We start from the raw sequence: 19403 nt of genomic DNA, 5'->3' as shown, positions 1-19403 counted from the left end.
TTGTTGGCGGCTGCGGGTGGGGCCGTTGAGAAAATACTAAAGGGAGGGTTCAGAGAGCGACAACGCGGCATGCACCACATTGTTGCGGATTATGCACATTTATCAATATTTCGTGCGTTGTAACGCAATGTATCGTAAGCTGACCGGCGGCCCGGCACGCAGGTGGTGCAAAGGCGCACAAAAGTGTGGCGCGGACGCATCGGTATGCAGCGCTTGCATATCGATATGCAGAAACCTACTGCTGATCGAGCATCCAGCCTTTGAGGCCATTGACCCACGATTTGGCCGGCAGGTTCAGGGTCTTCTTGATTTCTCCCGCACGCTCATACAACACGCTGAAATCCAGCGACGGCGCATTCTTGAAGGCCACGACGACGATGTTCGCGTCATGCACCTCCGGCAGCCAGACCACGGCGTCGAACACCAGCTCCATGGTCTGCAGGTTTTTGTCGTAGTTGGTGAAGTCGTCGCCAAACACGTTGGTAGTCATGATGCCGCCGTCACGCAGCACGTCGGCGCAGCCCTGGTAGAACTCCTGGCTGCTCAGCACCGGGCCGCGCGCTTCTTCGTCATACAAATCCACCTGCAGGATATCGACCGTGTTGCGGTTGGCCGGATCGAGCACGAAATCCATGGCGTTCATTTCGCGCACGTTCAGGCGCGCATCGTTGGGCGGCAGGGCGAACTGCGATTCGCACATGGCGATCACGTTGGGATTGAGTTCGATGGCGGTCACGCGCGCCTGCGGCAGGCGGCGGTAGCAGAACTTGGTCAGCGCGGCGCTGCCGAGCCCCAGCTGGACGATGTGCTGCGGCTGATCGTTGAATAGCAACCACATCATCATCATCTGGACGTATTCCAGCTCGATGTTGTCTGGCTTGGCGAGTCGCATGGCGCCCTGCACCCATGAGGTGCCCAGGTGCAGGCTGCGCACGCCCTGGAACTCGGTGGTGGTGGCCGGCGGATGGCCGGGCTGGTCGAAACGGACGGCGGGGGATGAAGACTTGGACATCCCGCCAGTTTAACAGGCCAGCGGCAAAATCATGGTCACGGTCAGGCCGCCGCCTTCGCGGTTGGTGAGGGTGATGCGGCCGCCGTGGGCTTCGGCGATTTCTCGCGCCAGCGCCAGTCCCAGGCCGGTGCCGCTGCGCTTGGTGGAGTAGAACGGCACCAGTGCGTTGGTCAGCACGGCGTCGCTCATGCCGGGGCCGCGATCCAGCACGTCGATGCGTACGCCTTCGTGCAGGCGGCGGACTTCCAGGCTGACGTCTTCGGCGGGGGAACCGGATTCGTGGGCGTTCTTGAGCAGGTTGAGGAGCGCCTGTTCCAGCTGGGCGGGATCGAAGGCGCACGCCTCGGACGGCGTTTCGCCCAACTGGGCAAAGACCACCTGATCGCGCAGCTGATCGATAAAGGGCTGCCACTGCTGCACTTCCAGCCGGGGCGCCGGCAGTTTGGCAAAGCGCGCATAGCCAAGGATGAAGCTCTCCAGATGGCGTGTGCGTTCCTCGATGGTGGCGAGGATTTGCGGCAGGCGTTCGGTCTGGCCGCGCCGCACCAGCTCCGCGCCGGAATGGGCCAGCGAAGTTAACGGCGCCAGCGAATTATTCAGCTCGTGGCTGATGACGCGGATGACCTTCTTCCACGTCTGCACTTCCTGGCGGCGCAGCTCCATCGTCAGCTGGCGCAGCAGCAGCAGCTCGTGTTTGCGGCCGTTCAGGTTGAAGGTGCGGCGGGCCAGATGGTAGACCTCTTCTTCATCGATGTCGGCGCCCGCTTCCTTGGTGGTGAACAGGCCATCGCCACCGCGCGCCAGGGCATCCAGCAACGCTGGCGATGCATGGCTGAGGACTTCGGCCAGTTTGTGGCCTTCCAGCTTGCGGCCTTCGTTGAGCAACTGACGTGCGGCGACGTTGGCGTAGACGATAGGACCATTCTCGCTGACCAGCAGCATGGCGACCGGCGTGTTCTGCACCATGGTGTCGAGCAGCAGCTCGCGCTGCACCAGGTCCAGGCGCTGCTGGCGCAGCACGTCACCCAGCGCATTGTGCGCGGCCACCAGGTCGCTGAGTTCATCGTTTTGCGGCCAGTGCAGGCTGAAGGAAAAATCACCATCCTTGTAGCTGATGACGGTGCCCGTCAGCGCGCGGAACAGCGACAGCATGCGCTGCAGCTCGGCGCGGATGGTGATGATGGAGATGGGCAGGACGCACAGCAGGCAGACCGCCATCACCAGGCCTGGATTTTTGGGGAAGAAGTGGTTCACCGCCAGCGCGATCAGGATGCCGACGGTGAGCAGGGTGCCGATCAGCGCCGTCCAGCGCGTGAGCAGCGAGAGCCGCAAGCCGCGATGGCGGTGGGCTTCGTCGCTGGCGCGTTGCCGCGCGATGCGTTGGCTGGCCGGCTCGCGGCCGTCGTCCTGCGGCGCGCTCATTATGGACGAACGATGCCCAGCCGCTCCATGCGGCGATACAGCGCCTGGCGTGACAGGCCAAGTTCCGCCGCTGCCTGCGCCACCACGCCGCCTGCGCGGCTCAGCGCCAGGCTGATGGCGTCGCGGTCGGGCTCACGGCTGCCATCATCGCTGCTGCTGCCGTTGCCAGGCACGGCGGCAGGCAGGCCCAGATCGGCGACCTTGATCGCATCACCCGTTGCCAGCAGGCCCGCACGCATCATCACGTTTTTGAGTTCGCGCACATTGCCGGGCCATGGATGCGCCAGCAGCGCCGCCTGCGCATCCGGGTGCAGCTGCTTTTCGGGGCCGAGGAAGTGCATGGCCAGCGGCAGGATGTCCATGGGCCGCGCTGCCAATGGCGGCAGACGCAGTTCGATCACGTTCAGGCGGTAGAACAGGTCTTCGCGGAAGGTGCCGGCCTTGATCATGGCCGGCAGGTCGGCATTGGTGGCGCTGACTACGCGCACCTTGACCTGGCGCTCGCGGTTGGAGCCGAGGCGTTCGAAACGGCCCGTCTCCAGCACCCGCAGCAGCTTCATTTGGCCGGCCAGCGGCAGGTTGCCGATTTCGTCGAGGAACAGCGTGCCGCCATCGGCCGCTTCAAACTTGCCTTCACGTGCCTTGGAGGCGCCGGTGTAGGCGCCCGCATCGGCGCCAAATAATTCGGCTTCAATCAGTTCGGAAGGAATCGCGCCGCAGTTCAGCACCACGAAGGGGCCGTTGCGTACCGAGGAATTGGCCTGGATGATTTCCGCAATGCGTTCCTTGCCGGTGCCATTCGGGCCGGAGATCAGTACCGGCACGTCGGCGCGCGCCACCTGGCAGGCCAGATGGATCACGCGTTCCGTGGCCGGATCCTGGAACACCATGCCGCGCAGGTCGTGGCCGCGTTCCAGCTCGCGGCGCTGGCGCATCTCGACCTGCACCCGTTGCTGCAAGGCGCGCTTGGCCTGTCCCAGCTCGATCAGGTTGTTGACGGTGGCGATCAGCTTGTGATCGTCCCACGGTTTGGCGAGGTAGTCGGCGGCGCCGGCCTTGATCAGATCCACGGCCGCATTCAGATGGGTCCAGGCGGTGAGCAGTATCACCGGCAGGTCCGGATAGCGGTCGCGGATGGCGCCGAACAGGGCCGTGCCTTCCTCGCCCGACGTGGTGTCGGCCGTGAAGTTCATGTCCTGGATGACCAGGTCCACAGCATGCTGCTCCAGCATGGCCAGTCCGGCTTCGGGCGAAGCGGCGCACAGCGCCTCGATGTCGTGCAGTGAAAACAGCACTTCGAGGGCCACGCTCACGGCGGCGTTGTCGTCGATAATCAGTACGGTAGGCATGCCGCAAGCATAACATTGTCGCGGCATGCCGGGGACTGTCATCATGCACTGCGGGTGGCGGTGGCCGGCGAGATGCTGGCGGCACGCCACGCCGGACCGTAGACGGCGAGCACACCCAGCGCCCAGAAGATGACGGCGCCGCTCAGCAGATAGCCGGCCGGCAGGCGTGGCATCTCCAGCTGGCTGACCAGCAGCTGGTTCAGACCCAGTGCGATCATCACGCCGGCCGCGACGCCGGTGCTGGTGATCATGAAGTTCTCGGTCAGGAAGTAGCGCAGGATGTCGATCCGGCGCGCCCCCAGTGCACGGCGTACGCCGATCTGCTTGCGGCGCTGCGTGACCCACAGGCTGGCCATGCCGACGATGCCGCTGGCGGTGATCAGCAACAGCAGTACGCTGACCGTTACCAGCATCCATGCCATTGCCTTGTCGGCGCGATAGCGGTCGGTGCGGAATTCGTCAAAGGTCTTGGTGCGGACCACCACTGCCGATGGCGAGGCAGCGCGTACTGCGGCTTCGGCTTCCTTCATCACGCGGTCACGCTGGCCTGGTTCGGCGCGCAGCGTGTAGCCATAGCCTTCGTTGCCGGTCAGGCGGGCTGGAACGATGGCGGAGTACTCACCCGCGTCGCCGATCTGTGCGCCTGGCGTCTGCAGTCTCTCGACCACGCCGATCACTTGCGCGGAGCGGGCTTTTTCGCCGGTGCCGAAGTACACCGTCTTGCCAACGTAGCTGCTCTGGCCGGGCCACATTTTCTCGGCCAGAGGACGCGCCAGCAGCACCACCTTGGGAAACTCGTCGCTGGTGTTCTGGTCGATTTCCGGAACTTCGTTTGGATAGAAGTCGCGGCCTTCGACTAGCCGCAGCCCCCAGGGTTTAATCAGCGAGTCGGCGACGGTGTAAAGACTGGCCTGCGCGGTACTGCGGACCTGTTTGCGGTTGGCGGCCAGGCCGGTGTAGTTGCCGGAACGTGACAGCGGCATCTGGCTGGTCAGCGCTACCCCCACTACGCCGGAGACGGAGCGCATGGCGGCCGTGTCGGTGCGCTGGGACGCCAGCTGCTCTTCGTGGCCGCCTTGTTTCAAATGGCGGACATACAGTGCAAACACGTCTGGTTCGCTTTCGACACCGCTGGCGCGGGCCGATACGGCCTGGCGTACTTGCACGATGTGCAGGGCATTGGCCAGGATGCCGAGACTGAGGGCGACCTGCACAGCCACCAGTATCGGGCCGGTTTTATTGCGCAGCAGCGCGGACAGGATAGGACGGATTTCCATAATGGCGCTCGCTTATTGAGATTTAAGTTGCAGGGCCGGCGTTACCTGGCAGGCGCGCCAGGTCGGCAGCAGGCCGGCCAGCACCGCCGACATCACGGCCATGGCAAAGGTGGTGAGCAGCATGACCCAGTCCATATGCGCTACCAGCGTCAGCGCCGAGGACTGCATGGCGATCAGGGCCAGCGCGCCGAAGGCCAGCAGCAGGCCCAGCGCACCGCCGACCAGGCCCACCACCGTAGTCTCGATCAGGAACTGCGTGAAGATTTCACGGCGCGAGGCGCCCAGCGCACGGCGGATGCCGACTTCCGGTGCGCGCACCGAAAACTTCGCCAGCAGCAGGCCGATGGTGTTCACCAGGCACAGGACCAGGAAGCCAAAGGCCAGCCAGGCCGACAGTTTGTTGTCGTTGCCGACCACCTTCATGTAATCCAGCCATTCGCGCACGTCGTACAGCTTATTCGGCGCGGCGCGTTTCAGGCGGCCCAGCTTGCGCTGTTCAATCGCGTAGCTGTCCAGGAAGCTTTGCAGTTCGGCGCGGTCCGAGGCGCTGCGGGTTTCAATCCACGACTGGATCCAGGTGCATTCGGAATCGAGGAAGGCCTGATAGCCAGGGGCCACGTCTTCATAGCAGCTGGTGCTGCCGTTGCGCTGCATTTCGTGGCGGGTGGCGCTGGTGAAGGGGATGAACATTTCATCTTCTTCGGCAAAGGCGCCGTCACTGCTGGCGCCGACGATGCGGTGGAAGCGCGGCACCACGGTCCAGGTATCGAGCACGCCGACGATCTGGTACTGGAAGCCGCCAGCCAGCATGCGTTTGCCTACCGGGTCGGCATCGCCGTAAAGTTTTTCTGCCAGCTTGCGGCTCAACACGATGACGTCGGCGCCGCTCTTGTCGTCGGCGGGACTCCAGCCCTGGCCATGCAGGAAGGGCGAGTCGAACATATTGAAGAAATCACCGGTGGTGGCCAGGCCGCGCGCGGTGAAGGCGCCGATGTCCTTGCGGTCAGGTTCAATCGGCAGCCCCACGCCAAAGATGGCGGTGCGGCGTTCGCCGACTTTGCTGTTGAGCAGATTGACGGCGTCGCGGTAACTCATCTGGCGGTCATTTGGCTCGTCGCCGGGTTTGTAGTTCTCGGCCTCTCCATTGTCCACCAGCGGCACGAACAGGCGTGAACTCTTGTTGGGAATCGGATCGCCGGACATGACGTGCAGGATGGTCAGGGTGGCGATGCTGGCTGCCACGCCGATGGCCAGCGTCAGCACCATGAGTGCGGTCAGCGCCGGGTTGCGGCGCAGGCTGCGCACACCCAGCAGGAAATAGTATTGGAACATGCTGCGCTCCTTAGGCGACGTTGGACAGCGACGGCGATTTGCGCACCAGGTCCGACACCTGGCCATCGATGATGTGGACGTTGCGCTGCGTACGCACGGCCAGCTCGGGATCGTGGGTCACCATCAGGATGGTGGTGCCGGCGGCGTTGATTTCTTCCAGCAGCTCCATCACGCCGCGTGCCATTTGCGTATCCAGGTTACCGGTCGGTTCGTCGGCCAGCAGCAGCTTGGGCGAGCCGGCCAGCGCGCGGGCGATTGCCACGCGCTGCTGCTGGCCGCCGGACAGTTCGGCCGGATAGTGCTTCATGCGCGATGCCAGGCCGACCTTGGACAGCGCATCTTCAATGCGTTCCTTGCGTTCGGCCGCATTGAAGCCGCGGTAGCGCAGTGGCACGTCGACGTTATCGAACAGCGACAGGTCGGGAATCAGGTTGAAGCCCTGAAAGATGAAGCCCAGCTTTTCATTGCGCAGGCGTGAACGGGCGTTGTCGTCCATGCCTTTGACGTTGATGCCGTCCAGGATGTATTCGCCGTCGGTGAATTCTTCCAGCAGGCCGGCGATGTTGAGGAAGCTGGTTTTGCCCGAACCGGAAGGACCGGTAACGGTGACAAATTCGCCTTGTTTGACATCGATCTCGAAACCGCGCAGCGCGTGGGTTTCGATCATGTGAGTACGATAGACTTTGCTCAGGTTTTTCATGCGCAGCATGGAGGGCCTCTTGGGTAAAGTGTTATTGGTTGATCGAGACGCGTTCGGCGTTCTCAAAGGTTTCGGTACCGGCTATGACTATCTTGTCGCCCTGTTTCAATCCGCCGAGAATTTCCACGGCGGAGACGCTGGTGGCGCCCAGCTTGATCGGGGTGCGGATGGCGATGCCGTCGCGGACCACGTAGGCATAACGGCCGCCTTCGGATTCCACGAACGGGCCACGCGACACCATCAGCGTGTTGGGTTTTTCGTCGATGAGCAGGCGCGAGGTCACGCGCTGGTTCTGGCGCAGGCCCGCCGGCTGTTCGCCATTGAAGCGCACGCGCGCCAGTACCTGGTTCTTCACCACCTCCGGCGACAGCGCGGACAGCTTGCCAGTAGTGGTGCCGGTGCCGTAGTTGACTTCCGCATTCATGCCCAGGCCGATGTCGGAGACGTAGGTTTCCGGTACTTCCAGTTCCACCTCAAGGCGCGACAGGTCGACCAGCGTCATGAGCGGCGTGTTGGCTGGCACCACGCTGCGGTTGGTCACGGACAGCGTACCGATGAAGCCATCGACCGGCGCGCGCACCGTCAGTTCATCGACGCGGCGCTGGGCGTTGGACAGTGTGCTGCGCTGCTGGTCCAGTTGCTTGATCTTGGATTCCAGCTCCAGCGCGACGTTGTCGTTTTCCAGCGTGGCCGCTTCCTTGGCGTGGTGGGCGCGGATAACGGCGGAGTTCACGGCATCCTTGGCCTTCTGGTATTCGATCTTGGCGACCGCGCCTTCATTGGCCACTGCGTCATAGCGCTCCAGCGTGCGCTGGGCGGAGACGCGTTCGATTTCGGCGGTGTCGGAGTCGCGCTCGGCCAGCAGTTTCTGTTTGCGCGCCAGGATGCGCTGACGGGCCACATCAGCCTCAATCTGCGCATAGGCGGCTTGCTCTTTTTTGAGCGCATCGGCCAGGTCCGGCGATTCCAGCACGGCCAGCACATCGCCTTTTTTGACGGTGTCGCCCGCGTGAACTTTCAGTTCGACGGTGGCCAACGAAGGTGCGTACAGCGTCGGGCTGACGGCGGCGACGATGCGGCCATTGACGGCGGCATCGCGGATCAGCGTGCCGCGGCCCACTTCAGCGATGCGCAGGCGTGTAGCGTTGACGGAATGGTCGCTGCTGCGCCAGGTGCGCAGGACCGACCAGCCGCCGGCCAGTACGGCCACGGCGATGGCGGCGATGATGAGGCGGCGTTTGGTGGCCTGGCCCTTGGGCGCGGCCATGACGGCGTCTTGGTTGGAGGTGTCGCGTATCATGAGATGGCTCGTTTGTGAGTAGACGAGCAACGTTATGCGAAAAGCGTGCCACCTCGTAAGTGTTTGATTTTAATGATGTTCGCGTCTTGATGTCCGCTGTCCGCAGCGTCCGCAATGTCCGCGTCCGTCCGCCTGGACTTGAAAATCTGGCAAGTGTACGCATCTGCCGGGCTGTCGCCATTTTTCGAGTTCTTCATGACCGATTACCCGTTTGTGCCCAGTGATGTTGCCCTCTACCGCCGCATGGTGTCCGACACCAGTACCGGCGACATGCTGGACCAGCAGACCTGGGATGACTTGCTGCTGGCGGACTACAGCGCCGAGCTGGCGCGCGAGACCAGCATCTTCGGTCAGCAGGAATTGCACCGGCGGTTGTACGCGGACGACGACGTGTCCGCGTCGTCCGCACGCGTGCGTGCGTTGCTGGCGGACGATGCCGCGCGCAAGAAGCTGCAAACCGCCACGCAGGATTTGCGCCGTGCGGACCGCGAGATCAGCGAGACCTTGTTTGGCGAGCCGCTATCCGCCGCGCCGCACTGGGTGCCGTTGCTGGCGTGGCTGCCGGTGGCATTCCTCATGTCCGCCGTCGCCGCGCTGGCAACCGGATGGCCGCTGTTATGGGTGGTCGCGCTGGTCCTTTGGCTGTCGCTGTGCGCGATTCAGGTGCGCTATCACGAAGCCGTGCAGGAGTGGGCATGCGTGCTCAATACCGTGCAGCAGATGCTGCGCGCGCAATCGCTGCTGGCATGGGAGGACGCCGGCCAGGCGGGCAAGCTGAATCGCCGCTTGAGCCGCTCGCTTCTGGCGAGCATGCCGGGCTTCAGCGACTATGCGGACTGGCTATTTCTGAAGAATGTTCGCCACTACTTCCATAGCCGCGATACCGTCCGCGACAACCTCGGTTTCTTGCGTAGCAGCTTTGAACGCATTGCGACGTTGGACGCAGATCTCGCGCTGGCGCGCCATCTGTCGCAAACGCCGCGCTATTGCTGGGCGGAGCAGGGCGATGAGGTGATGCTGAACCAGGTGGTGCATCCGCTGCTGGCGGGGGCCGCGCCGCTGACCGTGGGCATGGCGCAGCAGGGCCTTTTCATCTCGGGCCAGAACGGTATCGGCAAAAGTACGTTGCTGCGTGCGGTGGGACTGAACCTGATCACGGCGCGCGCCTTTGGTTTCTGTTATGCGTCGCATGCGGTCACGCCGCTGCTGCCGGTGTACGCCAGCATGCAGAACGAAGATGCGCTGGGCAGCGGCGAGAGCTTCTACATGGCCGAACTGCGGCGCGGCAAGGAGCTGCTGGAGCAGGCCGCGCGCAGGCCGGCTATCTTCATCATCGATGAGATTTTCCGTGGCACGAATTATCTGGAATCGGTATCGGCTGCAGCAGCGGTGCTGCATACGCTGGCGCAGCAGGGACGGGTGCTGGTGGCATCGCACCATGTCGTGCTGGCGTCTCTGTTATCCGATTGCCTGCGGCCGTGGCGTCTGAGCCGCGAAGGCGATTACTGGCAGCTGACGCCCGGTGTACTGCTGGATACCAACGGCCTGACCTTGCTGACCGAACGCGGTTTCGATCCCGCCATCACCACCAAGGCCGTTGGCTTTGCCCGAAGGGTGGGGGCTACGCTCAGCGGGCCAGCATCAGTATCAGCAGGCGCGGATGAAGTCGACCAGCGCGCGTAATGCCGCCGGTAACTGGCGCCTGCCTGAGTAGTAGAGAAAGAAGCGGCTCGGCGCGGCACTCCAGTCATCAAGGATGGACACCAGCCGGCCGGCGGCCAGGTCATCGCTAACCATCGCCTCGTAGACGTAGGCGATGCCCGCGCCGTCCTTTGCGGCTTGCACCATCAGCGTATCATCGTCGAAGACCAGCGGGCCGGTGACCTCGATTTCCAGCGGGTTGCCGTCGGCCTGAAACTCCCAGGCATAGCGGTTACCGCTGGGGAAACGGCGGACGATGCAGGCGTGGCGCAGCAGTTCGCGCGGCGCCTGCGGCACGCCGCGACTGGCCAGATAGCCCGGCGCCGCCGTACAGACGAAACGCTGCGGCGGTCCAATCGGCACCGCCACCATGTCGCCGGCCAGGCTCTCGCCAAAACGGATGCCGGCGTCGAAACCATCGCCCACGATATCGGCCAGGCTGTCGTCGGTCACCACTTCGATCTGGACACGCGGACAGGCTGCCACAAAACCGGCCAGCATTGGCCCCAGTAGCAGCTGGGCCGCAGGACGTGGCACGTTGAGGCGCAGGGTGCCAGCCGGCTCGCTTTGCAAGGCGGTGACGTCGGCCAGCGCATCGGCGACTTCGCGCAGGGCAGGCGCGAGGCGCGCCAGCAGGCGCTGGCCAGCTTCGGTCGGCGTCACGCTGCGCGTGGTGCGGTGGAGCAGGCGTACGCCCAGCCGTTCTTCCAGCCCGCGCAGCGCGTGGCTCAAGGCCGAGGCGGACACGCCGCGCTCGTCAGCGGCCTTGCGGAAGCTGCGGTGCCGCGCCACTGCGGCGAAGGCATCCAGTTCGTGCAGATCTGGCGTCATATTGATGAATCATGTTCAGTAGTGCATGAAGTATAACCGGGCTTATCACACCGTATCTGCTGGACGATACTGGCGCTTTCATTCAATCAAGGATGCAGCCATGAAGCAGCAACGTCTCGGCAATGCCGATTTCACGATTTCGCCTATCGGACTGGGCACCTGGGCCATCGCCGGTCCGGGCTGGGAGTTCGGCTGGGGCGCGCAGGATGATGCCGAGAGCCTGGCCGCGCTGGAGTATGCCGTCGAGCGCGGCGTGAACTGGATCGACACGGCGGCCGTGTATGGCCTTGGCCATGCCGAGGAAATCGTCGGCCAGCTGCTGCGCCGCGTGCCGGCGTCGCGCCGTCCGCTGGTGTTCACCAAGGGCAGCCTGGTGTGGGACCGCGCAACCGCACAAATCTCGCACTCGCTGGCGCCGGACTCGCTGATGCGCGAGATAGAAGACAGCCTGCGCCGCCTGCAGGTGGATACCATCGATCTTTATCAGTTGCACTGGCCGTCGTTCCCGCCGGGCGGCCCTGATGATGGCATTGAGGCCGCGCTGTCGGTGCTGGCCAGGGCGCGCGAACAGGGGAAACTACGTGCGATAGGCGTGTCCAACTTCGACGTGGCACAGCTCAGGCGCGCCCAGGCTGTGACCGGGATTGCTGCGCTGCAGCCGCCTTATTCGGCGCTGATGCGTGCGGTGGAGACGGACATCCTGCCGTTCTGCGAACAGGCCGGGATTGGCGTCATCGCTTACTCCACGCTGCAATCGGGGCTGCTGACGGGGGCCATGACGCGCGGGCGCATCACCAGTCTGCCGGCCGATGACTGGCGCAAGACCCGGAGTCCGGATTTTCAAGAACCACGGCTGACGCGCAATCTCGCACTGGTCGAAGCCTTCCGCCGCATCGGCGAGCGGCACGGGCTGACACCGGCTGCCGTGGCAATTGCCTGGGTGCTGCGGCAGTCCGCCGTGACCGGCGCCATCGTCGGTGTGCGGCGTCCCGCGCAGGTGGATGGGCTGATCGGTGCGGCGGAGTTCCGGCTCAGCGCGGAAGAAGAGGCCGAGATCATGCCGCTGCTGCCCGAAGGGACGGGGACCAACGTGCCCGAAGCTGCAGCCTGAGCTGACCGCTTGCAAGGCCGTTGACTTTGCCAAAAAAGCCGCCTATGATTTCTCTAGCGACAGAAATTAGAGAAATCATGAATCTTACGCCGACCATTCAGAAATACATCCTCCACTGGGGCGAGATGGGTGCGCGCTGGGGCGTCAACCGCACGGTGGCGCAGATTCATGCGCTGCTGTTCTTGGCCAATCAGCCCATGCACGCGGAAGAAATCACCGAGACGCTGACAGTGGCGCGCTCGAATGTCAGCAACAGCCTCAAGGAATTGCAAAGCTGGGGCCTGGTGCGGATCACGCACGTGGCGGGCGACCGTCGCGATCACTTTGTGGCCTTGCAGGATGTGTGGGAGATCTTCCGCGTGATCGTCGAGGAGCGCAAACGCCGCGAGATCGATCCGACCCTGACCGTGCTGCGCGCCTGCGCGGTGGAGGCGGAGAGCGACGCAGAGCTGGAGCAGGCCACCAAGGTCAAGATGGACCAGGTGCTGGCGTTTCTGGAAATGCTGACCACGACCTATGACGATTACAAACATCTGCCACCGGCCACCATGCAACGCTTCCTGAAAATGGGCGGCAAGGTGGCACGCCTGCTGGGCAGCGATTAAAAAAATTTGATCAATAATTTCTGTTTTTACAGAAATAACAGACGGATATGGCATGAAAGTCCTGATACTCGGCGCCACTGGATTGATCGGCAGTCACGCGCTGCAAGCCTTGCGCATGGCCGGTTGCACAGCGGTGGGCCTGAGCCGCCGCCGTCCTGTAGGCGAGAGTCCAGCGGCATGGCGCGAAGCGGATGCTGGGTGCATGGTTGCGGAACAGGACTGGCTGCCGCTGTTGGCGGGCTTTGATGCGGTGGTCAACTGCGTCGGCATCCTCCGTGAGACGCGCGACGATGATTTCGACCGTCTGCACCGCGCCGCACCGGTAGCCATGTTTGCCGCCTGCGAGCGGCTCGGCGTGCGGCGCGTGGTGCAGCTGTCCGCTCTGGGCAGCCAGCCAGACGCCGCCACCGGCTACTGGCGCAGCAAGGGCATGGCGGACGCTGATCTGCTGGCGCGGGATCTGGACGCAACCGTCATCCGGCCTTCGCTGGTCTATGGCGAGCATGGCGCCAGTAGTATTGTGCTGCGCATGCTGGCCACACTGCCGATCCTGACGATGCCGATGGCGTACCGTGCGAGGGTACAGCCCATCCACGTTGACGATCTGGCCGAGGTTATCGTCAGGCTGGTGATGGTGGAACGTGCCATACCGGGCGTGCTGGCCGTGGTTGGTCCGCGCGCGACCAGCCTGGCTGGCTATCTCGCAGATCTGCGGCGCGGCATGCAGGCTGCACCTGCGCTGGTACTGGCGTTGCCGATGCCCCTGGCCCGCGTGGTGGCACGCGTTACAGCGCGCATGCCGTCCGGCGTGCTGACGCCTGAATCGCTGCTGATGCTGGAGCAAAGCGCCGACGGCAGCAATACCGCCGACGCCCACGCCACTGGCGCGCTGCTGGGTCGCCCGCTGCGTGATCCCGCGCACTTCGCCCGGCCATCGCAACGTGCGGCTGCTGTGTGGGGTTGGGCCGGAGCGGCGCTCACGCTTGCTATGGCTGCATTGTGGCTGTGCACCGCTTTCGTCTCCTGGTTTGTCTGGCCACATGCGGCAAGCCGTGCATGGCTGGCGGCTTGCGGCGTGCCGCCGGACGCGCAGGAAGCGCTGCTGCTGGCGGCCAGTGTGACCGATGCCGCAATCGGCACGCTGTTGCTGCTGCGTCCGCGCCGTTGGCTGTGGGCTGCGCAACTGGCGCTGGTGGGCGGCTACACCGCAGTCATGAGCTACTGCCTGCCGCAATTCTGGCTGCATCCATTTGGCCCGCTGAGCAAGAACCTGCCGTTGCTGGCGTTGATACTCTTGATGTGGAGAGGAAGTAAATGATGGACTATCTGGCGATCAAGTGGCTGCACATCCTGTCCGCCACCCTGATGTTCGGTACCGGCTTCGGCACGGCCTTTTATATGTTCTTCACCAACCGCACCCGCAATGTGCCAGCGATTGCCGTGGTCACGCGGCTGGTTGCCCGTGCCGACTGGTGGTTTACCACGCCATCCATCATCATCCAGCCGCTGTCTGGATTGTGGATGATTCATCTGGCCGGTTTCCCATTGAGCTCCGGCTGGATCGTATGGTCGGTGGCGCTGTATCTGCTGGCTGGCGCGTGCTGGCTGCCGGTTGTCTGGCTGCAGCTGCGCATGCGCGACATGGCATCGGCAGCGGTGCGGACTAACGAGCCGCTGCCGGCACGCTACTGGCATTACGAGAAAATCTGGACCGCGCTTGGCGTCCCCGCTTTCGGCGCGCTGATCGTGGTGTATTGGCTGATGGTGCACAAACCTGTTTAAGGGAGAACAGCATGTCCGCATTAACGCTGTACTACGACGGCAATTGCCGCATTTGCCGGGCGCAGATGGCACGTTTGCGTCAGCAGGATAAAACCGGCGGCCTTGATTTTTGCGATATCGCCGCAGCGGATTTTTCGCCGTCGGCATTGGGCGTCAGCATGGCGGCGCTGAATACGGAGATCCATGCGAGGACAGCGGATGGCCGCCTACTGACCGGCATCGACTGCCTGGTGGCGGCTTACATTGCGATCGGGCGCGGCTGGCAGGTGGCGCCATTGCGGTTGCCAGTCTTGCGGCCGGTGTTTGTGGCGATGTATCGCGCGTTGGCGCGCAACCGCTATCGCCTCTCGGCCTGTGCCGATGGTGCGTGCACGACGGCGAGGCGGCCATGAAAAGGATGCTGCTGGTGCGCTGGATGTATATTGCCGTCGCGGCGCATCTTGTGGTCGGCGTGCTGCTGCCGTTGTGTGCGGGGATGCCGCTGACGGATGAGTACCGTCGCAGCATTGAGGCGTTCTTCTTTGGCGGCGAGGCCTCGCAGGCAGGGCGGGCGCTGCATATGTGGTGGCTGGCGCTGTTTGGCCCGACAGTGCAGGCGGCCGCCATCTGGATGGCCGGCCTGGTGGTGATCGGCGATCAGCAAAAGAACGCCTACGCCTGGCTGATGCTGGCACTGGGCCTCATCGTATGGGCGCCGCAGGACATGCTGATCTCGGCGCGGGCGCATTGCTGGACCAACGTCTGGCTCGATCTGGCAGCCGTCACGCTCATGCTGCCGCCATTGCTATGGCTATGTAAAACAGATCTGGCAAACAAAAATAGAAAGGCAACATGATGATGATTCCCTCGGAAGGCGAATTGTTCAAGAAGATCCTGGGGCCGGCGTGGCGCCAGCTGCATCCTGATATCCAGGCGCGCTTTGATAAAAACCCTTTGCCTGGCAAGCCGCTGTATTACACCGGCAGCCTGTCGGAACTCAGGTGCTCACGCTTCGGTAAAGTATTGGGTTATCTGAGCATGCCGTTCATCAAAGGTGCGCTGATGCCGTATAACGATGCGGACTTCCCGGTTGATATACAGGTGTACTCCCGGCAGAATTGCCCGTCGATTTTCAAGCAGCGCATCTACCGCCTCAATGCACGCAAGCCGGTCATGTTCACGTCCTTCATGTCCGAAAGCGCGAAAGGAGAGGTGCTGGAGTACGTGGGCATGGGACTGGGCATGAAGCTGGTGCTCAAGGTCCGCGACGGCAATCTGCATTTTGAAAGCGATGGCTATTTCTGGGAGCTGTTCGGCGTGCGCGTGCCGCTACCGGACGTGCTCACGCCGGGCAAGACCTTCCTCTGCCATCGTAACAACAGCAGTAACCAGTTCGATATCCGCATCGAGATCCGCCATCTGCTATTTGGGACCACTTTCACGCAGGCGGGCGTGTTCCGGGAGGTGACGCCATGAATACCCATCTGCTGGCATTGCAGTTGATGGCGGCGCAGGGCTGCCTGGGCGCGTTTGATACGCTCTACCATCATGAACTCACCGAAGCCTTGCCGGGCCGGCCGACAGCAGGGCGTGAGCTGGCCATCCATGCGGTGCGCGCACTCATTTATAGCGCCCTGTTTATCGGCCTGTCGTCCTGGGCGTTCCATGGCTGGTGGGCGCTGGTGCTGCTGGTGGTGTTCAGTGCTGAAATCCTGCTGACGCTGTGGGACTTTGTGGTGGAAGACCGTACGCGCCTGCTGCCGGCGACAGAACGTGTCACACATACGGTGCTGGCGATGAATGGCGGCGCGTTCATTGCGTTGCTGGCGATCGGCACGCCGGCGCAGTTGGCCATGCCGACCGCGCTGGTCTGGCAGCCGCATGGCGGCTTGAGCGTGTTCCTGGCGCTGTGCGGCGTTGGCGTCGGTCTGTCCGGCCTGCGCGATGCGTGGGCAGCGCGGGCGATTGGCCGCCTGGCTGCCGCACCTGCCGTGAAATTCGATGACATTGAACGCAGCTTCCTGCTGACTGGTGCGACCGGTTTTATCGGTCAGCGCCTGGTGCGGGCGCTGCTGCGCGACGGCCACCGCGTCACCGTGCTGAGCCGGCAGGCGCGCCAGGCTGCGTGGATGTTTGATGGCCGCGTCGAATGCGTCACCAGCATGGAGCAGCTACCCGTCTCGCGCCGTTTTGATGCCGTGATTAATCTGGCGGGCGCACGCATCCTGGGCTGGCGCTGGACGGCGGCGCGGCGTGCGGTGCTGCGGCAAAGCCGGATCGGCCTGACCCGCAAGGTGGTCAGCTGGATTGCCACGGCTGAACACAAGCCGGCCATGCTGTTGTCGGCATCGGCGATAGGTTATTACGGCACGCAGCCGCGCGGTGACGATACCGTGCTGACCGAGCAGAATGGCCCGCAGCCGGTGTTCATGTCGGACCTGTGCCGCGAGTGGGAGGATGCCGCGTGCGGCGCCGAGGCCCATGGCGTTGCCGTCGCCCGCATGCGCTTCGGCCTGGTGCTGGGGACGCAGGGTGCGCTGCCCATGATGCTGTTGCCCATCAAGCTGGGCATGGGCGGCCCGCTGGGTAGCGGCACGCAGTGGCTGTCGTGGATACACGTGGATGATTTGATTGCGGGCGTGGCGCATCTGTGGCGCACGCGGGCGGCGGGTGCCTGCAACTTCACCGCCCCGGAGAGCCTGACGCAAGCGGCGTTCAGCAGGGTGGCGGCATCGGTGCTGCATCGTCCATGCGGTCTGCCGACGCCTGGCTGGCCGATGCGCCTGGCGCTGGGCGAGCAGGCCGATTTGCTGCTGGAAGGACAACGCGTCGCGCCTGCAAGGCTGCTCGATAGCGGCTTTGTGTTCCGCCATCCGCAATTGAGGGGCGCCTTGCAAAGCCTGGGCTAGTGGCGATAACGGGACGGTTTACTTTTCCTGCTTCAGCGGTTTGCCCTTGTCCATCACTTCGCGGCAGTCGCCTTTGAAGGTGGCGTTGTCGTAGTTGGACCAGCCGTAGCTGTCGACATAGCGCTTGTGCTGCTTGAACTGCCTGCTCAGGAAGCTCCACTCCAGCTTCTCATCGTCGTACTGGATGTTGCCGAGGTCGAGCAGCGTGTGGAAGATGTTCTCAGTGGCCAGCCGCGCCTTGCGGTGGCGCAGCAGCTGCCTCACCTTTTCCGGATAGTGCGCCTTGTACTCGTCCGAATACCAGACTACGGCCGGCACGTGGAATTCAAACTGCGTGTTGTGGCCGTGGAAGGCCAGGTTGCAGGTGCCGTCGTACAGCGTCTGGCCATGGTCGGCCACATAGACCATGGAGCCCAGTTGCTGCGTATCCTTGAGCTGCTGGATGACCTGCGACAGGAACCAGTCGGTGTACAGGATCGAGTTGTCGTAGCTGTTATTGAGCTGCGGCTTGATCTTCAGGTCGGTGTACACCGGCTTGTCGATGCCGAACAGCGAGGGCTGCCACTTGTCGAACTCCTTTGGATAGCGCTGGCTGTAGTTCCAGTGGTTGCCCAGCGTGTGCAGCACGATCAGCTTCTTCGGCGAGGGATCGGCAATCGCGTGCTGCAAGGGCTCCAGCAGAATCTGGTCGAAATTGGAGTTGTTGGTGAAGCCGCCCAGGTTCATGAACTGGATCACATTGGCTTCCTTGGCAAATACCGACACCGGCGTGTCGAACTGGCCAAACGAGATCTGGTTGGACAGCCAGAAGGTCTTGAAACCGGCTTCCATGTACGCGGTGAGGAAGGATTTCTCGTAGAAGCCATCTTTGAGGCTTTGCATGGCCGGCTTGCGCGAAATGATGACCGGCACCGACAGCCGCGTGGCCGATACCGACGTAATCACATCGGGCAGCGACACCAGGTTGGCTTCCTGCCGCAGCAGCGGCGTGGTGTCGCGCGTGTAGCCGTTGATGCCCCAGCGGTCGTAGCGCGACGATTCGCCGATCACCATGATGACGATTTCCGGCGTGTCGTTCTGCACCGGCTGGTGCGCCTTGAAGGTAAAGCTGCTGCTGCGCTGGCCCAGGTCGGCCAGGTATTCGCGCTCGCGGTAGAAATCGACGCCGCGCGCGGTCAGGCCGAACGGCCACGAGGCAGCAAAGTCGCTAAAGGCCAGCGGCGAGCGCAGGCGCCATGGCAGCGCCGGCCACTGCCAGCCCGTGCGGCCGGCGCCGGCGATGGCCGCGTGATCGGGGTCTTTGTCTTCCACCGCATCTTCTTCCTGGGCCTCCTCGTCGCTGGCCGAATCCGCCGAACTCATGCCGACAAAGCGCAGCGCGGAACTCAGCGCCGAGCCGATCGCGGAGCCGGCCGCCGGGCTGGCGTTGGCATTGGCGTTGGTGTGCGCCGCCGGCAGCGCCGGTTTGCCGCGCACGCCAAATTCCCAGCCATAGGCCCACACGGTGGCCAGCACGGCCAATATAGCCAGCGCCATCCAGCGGGGTTTGCCGCGCCAGGCCAGCATGGGACTGCGGCGGGCGGCGAGTTGCACCGCGATCCACCAGGCCACCACGCCGACCAGCACGGCGCCCATGAGCCACACTTTGCGGCCCAGGAATTCCATCGCCTCCTTGGGGCTAGTTTCGGCAATGATGCCCAGGTGGTGGGTGGAAATGCCCTGGCCGTAATAAATAAACAGGTAAATCTCGGTCGGCAGCGCCAGGAAGGCCGGGATCAGCAACCAGTGGAACCAGGCCGGGCGGCTCAGCACGCCCCAGACGGCCAGCCAGGCCAGCGCCTCGACCAGCAGGATGTGGCTCAGTTCGGGCACTTGCTTGCCGAGCAACAGCGGCACGCACGGGACCAGCGACAGCAGCAGGTAGCTGGCAAGCACAAACAAGGGGGCAGGGCGCAACAGGGATCGCATTCGGGCGGCTAGGGCTATGGTATTGTTTGCTATTATCAAGTGTTTCTTGACCTTTCAGCTAGTGTCGGCTTCCCCGCTGGAAGCCGCATTCCGCCGCGAAATTGATTGACTGAGCCTGGGTTCAC

The 19403-nt window shown here is 63.5% G+C and carries 18 protein-coding genes; 9 read left to right on the top strand and 9 right to left on the bottom strand.

Annotated features, from left to right (window positions below):
• Positions 1 to 235 precede the first annotated feature (235 nt).
• From GTP58_RS11210 to GTP58_RS11180, 7 genes are read right to left on the bottom strand one after another with little or no spacing between them, the layout of a single operon-like run.
• On the bottom strand, positions 236 to 1012 hold the full coding sequence (locus tag GTP58_RS11210) for a methyltransferase domain-containing protein (RefSeq protein WP_161077563.1): 777 nt from the start codon (positions 1010 to 1012) through the stop codon (positions 236 to 238).
• A 9-nt stretch (positions 1013 to 1021) separates the two neighbouring features.
• The gene (locus GTP58_RS11205) at positions 1022 to 2434 is read right to left on the bottom strand and encodes a PAS domain-containing sensor histidine kinase (RefSeq protein WP_202413635.1); all 1413 of its coding nucleotides are present in this window, start codon (positions 2432 to 2434) and stop codon (positions 1022 to 1024) included.
• Complete coding sequence (locus GTP58_RS11200; protein ID WP_161077562.1) at positions 2434 to 3783, bottom strand: sigma-54 dependent transcriptional regulator; 1350 nt, start codon at positions 3781 to 3783, stop codon at positions 2434 to 2436. The genes GTP58_RS11205 and GTP58_RS11200 overlap by 1 nt, the downstream gene beginning before the upstream one ends.
• A gap of 41 nt (positions 3784 to 3824) precedes the next feature.
• Positions 3825 to 5060, bottom strand: coding sequence for an ABC transporter permease (locus GTP58_RS11195; RefSeq protein ID WP_161077561.1), 1236 nt, complete (start codon positions 5058 to 5060; stop codon positions 3825 to 3827).
• Positions 5061 to 5072: 12 nt separating this feature from the next.
• Positions 5073 to 6392, bottom strand: coding sequence for an ABC transporter permease (locus GTP58_RS11190; protein ID WP_161077560.1), 1320 nt, complete (start codon positions 6390 to 6392; stop codon positions 5073 to 5075).
• Positions 6393 to 6402: 10 nt separating this feature from the next.
• Positions 6403 to 7101 carry an ABC transporter ATP-binding protein gene (locus GTP58_RS11185; protein WP_072789424.1) on the bottom strand — a complete coding sequence of 233 codons (699 nt, stop codon included), beginning with the start codon at positions 7099 to 7101 and terminating at the stop codon, positions 6403 to 6405.
• A gap of 22 nt (positions 7102 to 7123) precedes the next feature.
• On the bottom strand, positions 7124 to 8392 hold the full coding sequence (locus GTP58_RS11180; RefSeq protein ID WP_161077559.1) for an efflux RND transporter periplasmic adaptor subunit: 1269 nt from the start codon (positions 8390 to 8392) through the stop codon (positions 7124 to 7126).
• Between the two features lie 114 nt (positions 8393 to 8506).
• Here GTP58_RS11180 and GTP58_RS11175 point away from each other — a divergent pair, with 114 nt between their 5' ends.
• The gene (locus GTP58_RS11175) at positions 8507 to 10075 is read left to right on the top strand and encodes a DNA mismatch repair protein MutS (RefSeq protein ID WP_229215541.1); all 1569 of its coding nucleotides are present in this window, start codon (positions 8507 to 8509) and stop codon (positions 10073 to 10075) included.
• On the opposite strand, the gene GTP58_RS11170 is transcribed toward GTP58_RS11175, so the two are convergent.
• Positions 10040 to 10924 carry a LysR family transcriptional regulator gene (locus GTP58_RS11170; RefSeq protein ID WP_202413634.1) on the bottom strand — a complete coding sequence of 295 codons (885 nt, stop codon included), beginning with the start codon at positions 10922 to 10924 and terminating at the stop codon, positions 10040 to 10042. The genes GTP58_RS11175 and GTP58_RS11170 overlap by 36 nt on opposite strands.
• A 100-nt stretch (positions 10925 to 11024) precedes the next feature.
• Here GTP58_RS11170 and GTP58_RS11165 point away from each other — a divergent pair, with 100 nt between their 5' ends.
• From GTP58_RS11165 to GTP58_RS11135, 8 genes are all read left to right on the top strand, one after another.
• Positions 11025 to 12035 (top strand): aldo/keto reductase, encoded by a 1011-nt coding sequence (locus GTP58_RS11165; RefSeq protein ID WP_161077558.1) that lies wholly within the window; start codon positions 11025 to 11027, stop codon positions 12033 to 12035.
• Between the two features lie 77 nt (positions 12036 to 12112).
• Positions 12113 to 12640 (top strand): GbsR/MarR family transcriptional regulator, encoded by a 528-nt coding sequence (locus GTP58_RS11160; RefSeq protein WP_072789439.1) that lies wholly within the window; start codon positions 12113 to 12115, stop codon positions 12638 to 12640.
• A gap of 52 nt (positions 12641 to 12692) precedes the next feature.
• The gene (locus tag GTP58_RS11155; RefSeq protein ID WP_161077557.1) at positions 12693 to 13958 is read left to right on the top strand and encodes an SDR family oxidoreductase; all 1266 of its coding nucleotides are present in this window, start codon (positions 12693 to 12695) and stop codon (positions 13956 to 13958) included.
• The gene (locus GTP58_RS11150) at positions 13958 to 14422 is read left to right on the top strand and encodes a DUF2269 domain-containing protein (protein WP_202413688.1); all 465 of its coding nucleotides are present in this window, start codon (positions 13958 to 13960) and stop codon (positions 14420 to 14422) included. The genes GTP58_RS11155 and GTP58_RS11150 overlap by 1 nt, the downstream gene beginning before the upstream one ends.
• A gap of 11 nt (positions 14423 to 14433) precedes the next feature.
• Entirely contained in the window at positions 14434 to 14814 is a 381-nt protein-coding gene (locus GTP58_RS31355; RefSeq protein WP_229215540.1) for a thiol-disulfide oxidoreductase DCC family protein, read from the top strand.
• On the top strand, positions 14811 to 15257 hold the full coding sequence (locus GTP58_RS31350; protein ID WP_229215539.1) for a cell division protein: 447 nt from the start codon (positions 14811 to 14813) through the stop codon (positions 15255 to 15257). The genes GTP58_RS31355 and GTP58_RS31350 overlap by 4 nt, the downstream gene beginning before the upstream one ends.
• Positions 15257 to 15877 carry a DUF4166 domain-containing protein gene (locus GTP58_RS11140; RefSeq protein WP_161078120.1) on the top strand — a complete coding sequence of 207 codons (621 nt, stop codon included), beginning with the start codon at positions 15257 to 15259 and terminating at the stop codon, positions 15875 to 15877. The genes GTP58_RS31350 and GTP58_RS11140 overlap by 1 nt, the downstream gene beginning before the upstream one ends.
• Positions 15874 to 17310, top strand: a complete 1437-nt coding sequence (locus GTP58_RS11135) for a TIGR01777 family oxidoreductase (RefSeq protein ID WP_161077556.1) — start codon at positions 15874 to 15876, stop codon at positions 17308 to 17310. The genes GTP58_RS11140 and GTP58_RS11135 overlap by 4 nt, the downstream gene beginning before the upstream one ends.
• A gap of 18 nt (positions 17311 to 17328) precedes the next feature.
• On the opposite strand, the gene GTP58_RS11130 is transcribed toward GTP58_RS11135, so the two are convergent.
• Positions 17329 to 19278, bottom strand: a complete 1950-nt coding sequence (locus tag GTP58_RS11130) for a phosphoethanolamine transferase (RefSeq protein ID WP_161077555.1) — start codon at positions 19276 to 19278, stop codon at positions 17329 to 17331.
• Positions 19279 to 19403: the final 125 nt, after the last annotated feature.

Source organism: Duganella sp. CY15W (genome assembly GCF_009857555.1).
Classification (GTDB): domain Bacteria; phylum Pseudomonadota; class Gammaproteobacteria; order Burkholderiales; family Burkholderiaceae_D; genus Rugamonas; species Rugamonas sacchari.
The sequence above is the reverse complement of the archived record's forward strand: the minus strand, read 5'-3'. Positions and strand labels throughout refer to the sequence as shown.

Bases quoted from the DNA above. Each gene is read 5' to 3' on its own strand.
- GTP58_RS11210 (WP_161077563.1), bottom strand. From the start codon at position 1,012: ATGTCCAAGTCTTCATCCCCCGCCGTCCGTTTCGACCAGCCCGGCCAT.
- GTP58_RS11205 (WP_202413635.1), bottom strand. From the start codon at position 2,434: ATGAGCGCGCCGCAGGACGACGGCCGCGAGCCGGCCAGCCAACGCATC.
- GTP58_RS11200 (WP_161077562.1), bottom strand. From the start codon at position 3,783: ATGCCTACCGTACTGATTATCGACGACAACGCCGCCGTGAGCGTGGCC.
- GTP58_RS11195 (WP_161077561.1), bottom strand. From the start codon at position 5,060: ATGGAAATCCGTCCTATCCTGTCCGCGCTGCTGCGCAATAAAACCGGC.
- GTP58_RS11190 (WP_161077560.1), bottom strand. From the start codon at position 6,392: ATGTTCCAATACTATTTCCTGCTGGGTGTGCGCAGCCTGCGCCGCAAC.
- GTP58_RS11185 (WP_072789424.1), bottom strand. From the start codon at position 7,101: ATGCTGCGCATGAAAAACCTGAGCAAAGTCTATCGTACTCACATGATC.
- GTP58_RS11180 (WP_161077559.1), bottom strand. From the start codon at position 8,392: ATGATACGCGACACCTCCAACCAAGACGCCGTCATGGCCGCGCCCAAG.
- GTP58_RS11175 (WP_229215541.1), top strand. From the start codon at position 8,507: ATGTCCGCGTCCGTCCGCCTGGACTTGAAAATCTGGCAAGTGTACGCA.
- GTP58_RS11170 (WP_202413634.1), bottom strand. From the start codon at position 10,924: ATGACGCCAGATCTGCACGAACTGGATGCCTTCGCCGCAGTGGCGCGG.
- GTP58_RS11165 (WP_161077558.1), top strand. From the start codon at position 11,025: ATGAAGCAGCAACGTCTCGGCAATGCCGATTTCACGATTTCGCCTATC.
- GTP58_RS11160 (WP_072789439.1), top strand. From the start codon at position 12,113: ATGAATCTTACGCCGACCATTCAGAAATACATCCTCCACTGGGGCGAG.
- GTP58_RS11155 (WP_161077557.1), top strand. From the start codon at position 12,693: ATGAAAGTCCTGATACTCGGCGCCACTGGATTGATCGGCAGTCACGCG.
- GTP58_RS11150 (WP_202413688.1), top strand. From the start codon at position 13,958: ATGGACTATCTGGCGATCAAGTGGCTGCACATCCTGTCCGCCACCCTG.
- GTP58_RS31355 (WP_229215540.1), top strand. From the start codon at position 14,434: ATGTCCGCATTAACGCTGTACTACGACGGCAATTGCCGCATTTGCCGG.
- GTP58_RS31350 (WP_229215539.1), top strand. From the start codon at position 14,811: ATGAAAAGGATGCTGCTGGTGCGCTGGATGTATATTGCCGTCGCGGCG.
- GTP58_RS11140 (WP_161078120.1), top strand. From the start codon at position 15,257: ATGATGATTCCCTCGGAAGGCGAATTGTTCAAGAAGATCCTGGGGCCG.
- GTP58_RS11135 (WP_161077556.1), top strand. From the start codon at position 15,874: ATGAATACCCATCTGCTGGCATTGCAGTTGATGGCGGCGCAGGGCTGC.
- GTP58_RS11130 (WP_161077555.1), bottom strand. From the start codon at position 19,278: ATGCGATCCCTGTTGCGCCCTGCCCCCTTGTTTGTGCTTGCCAGCTAC.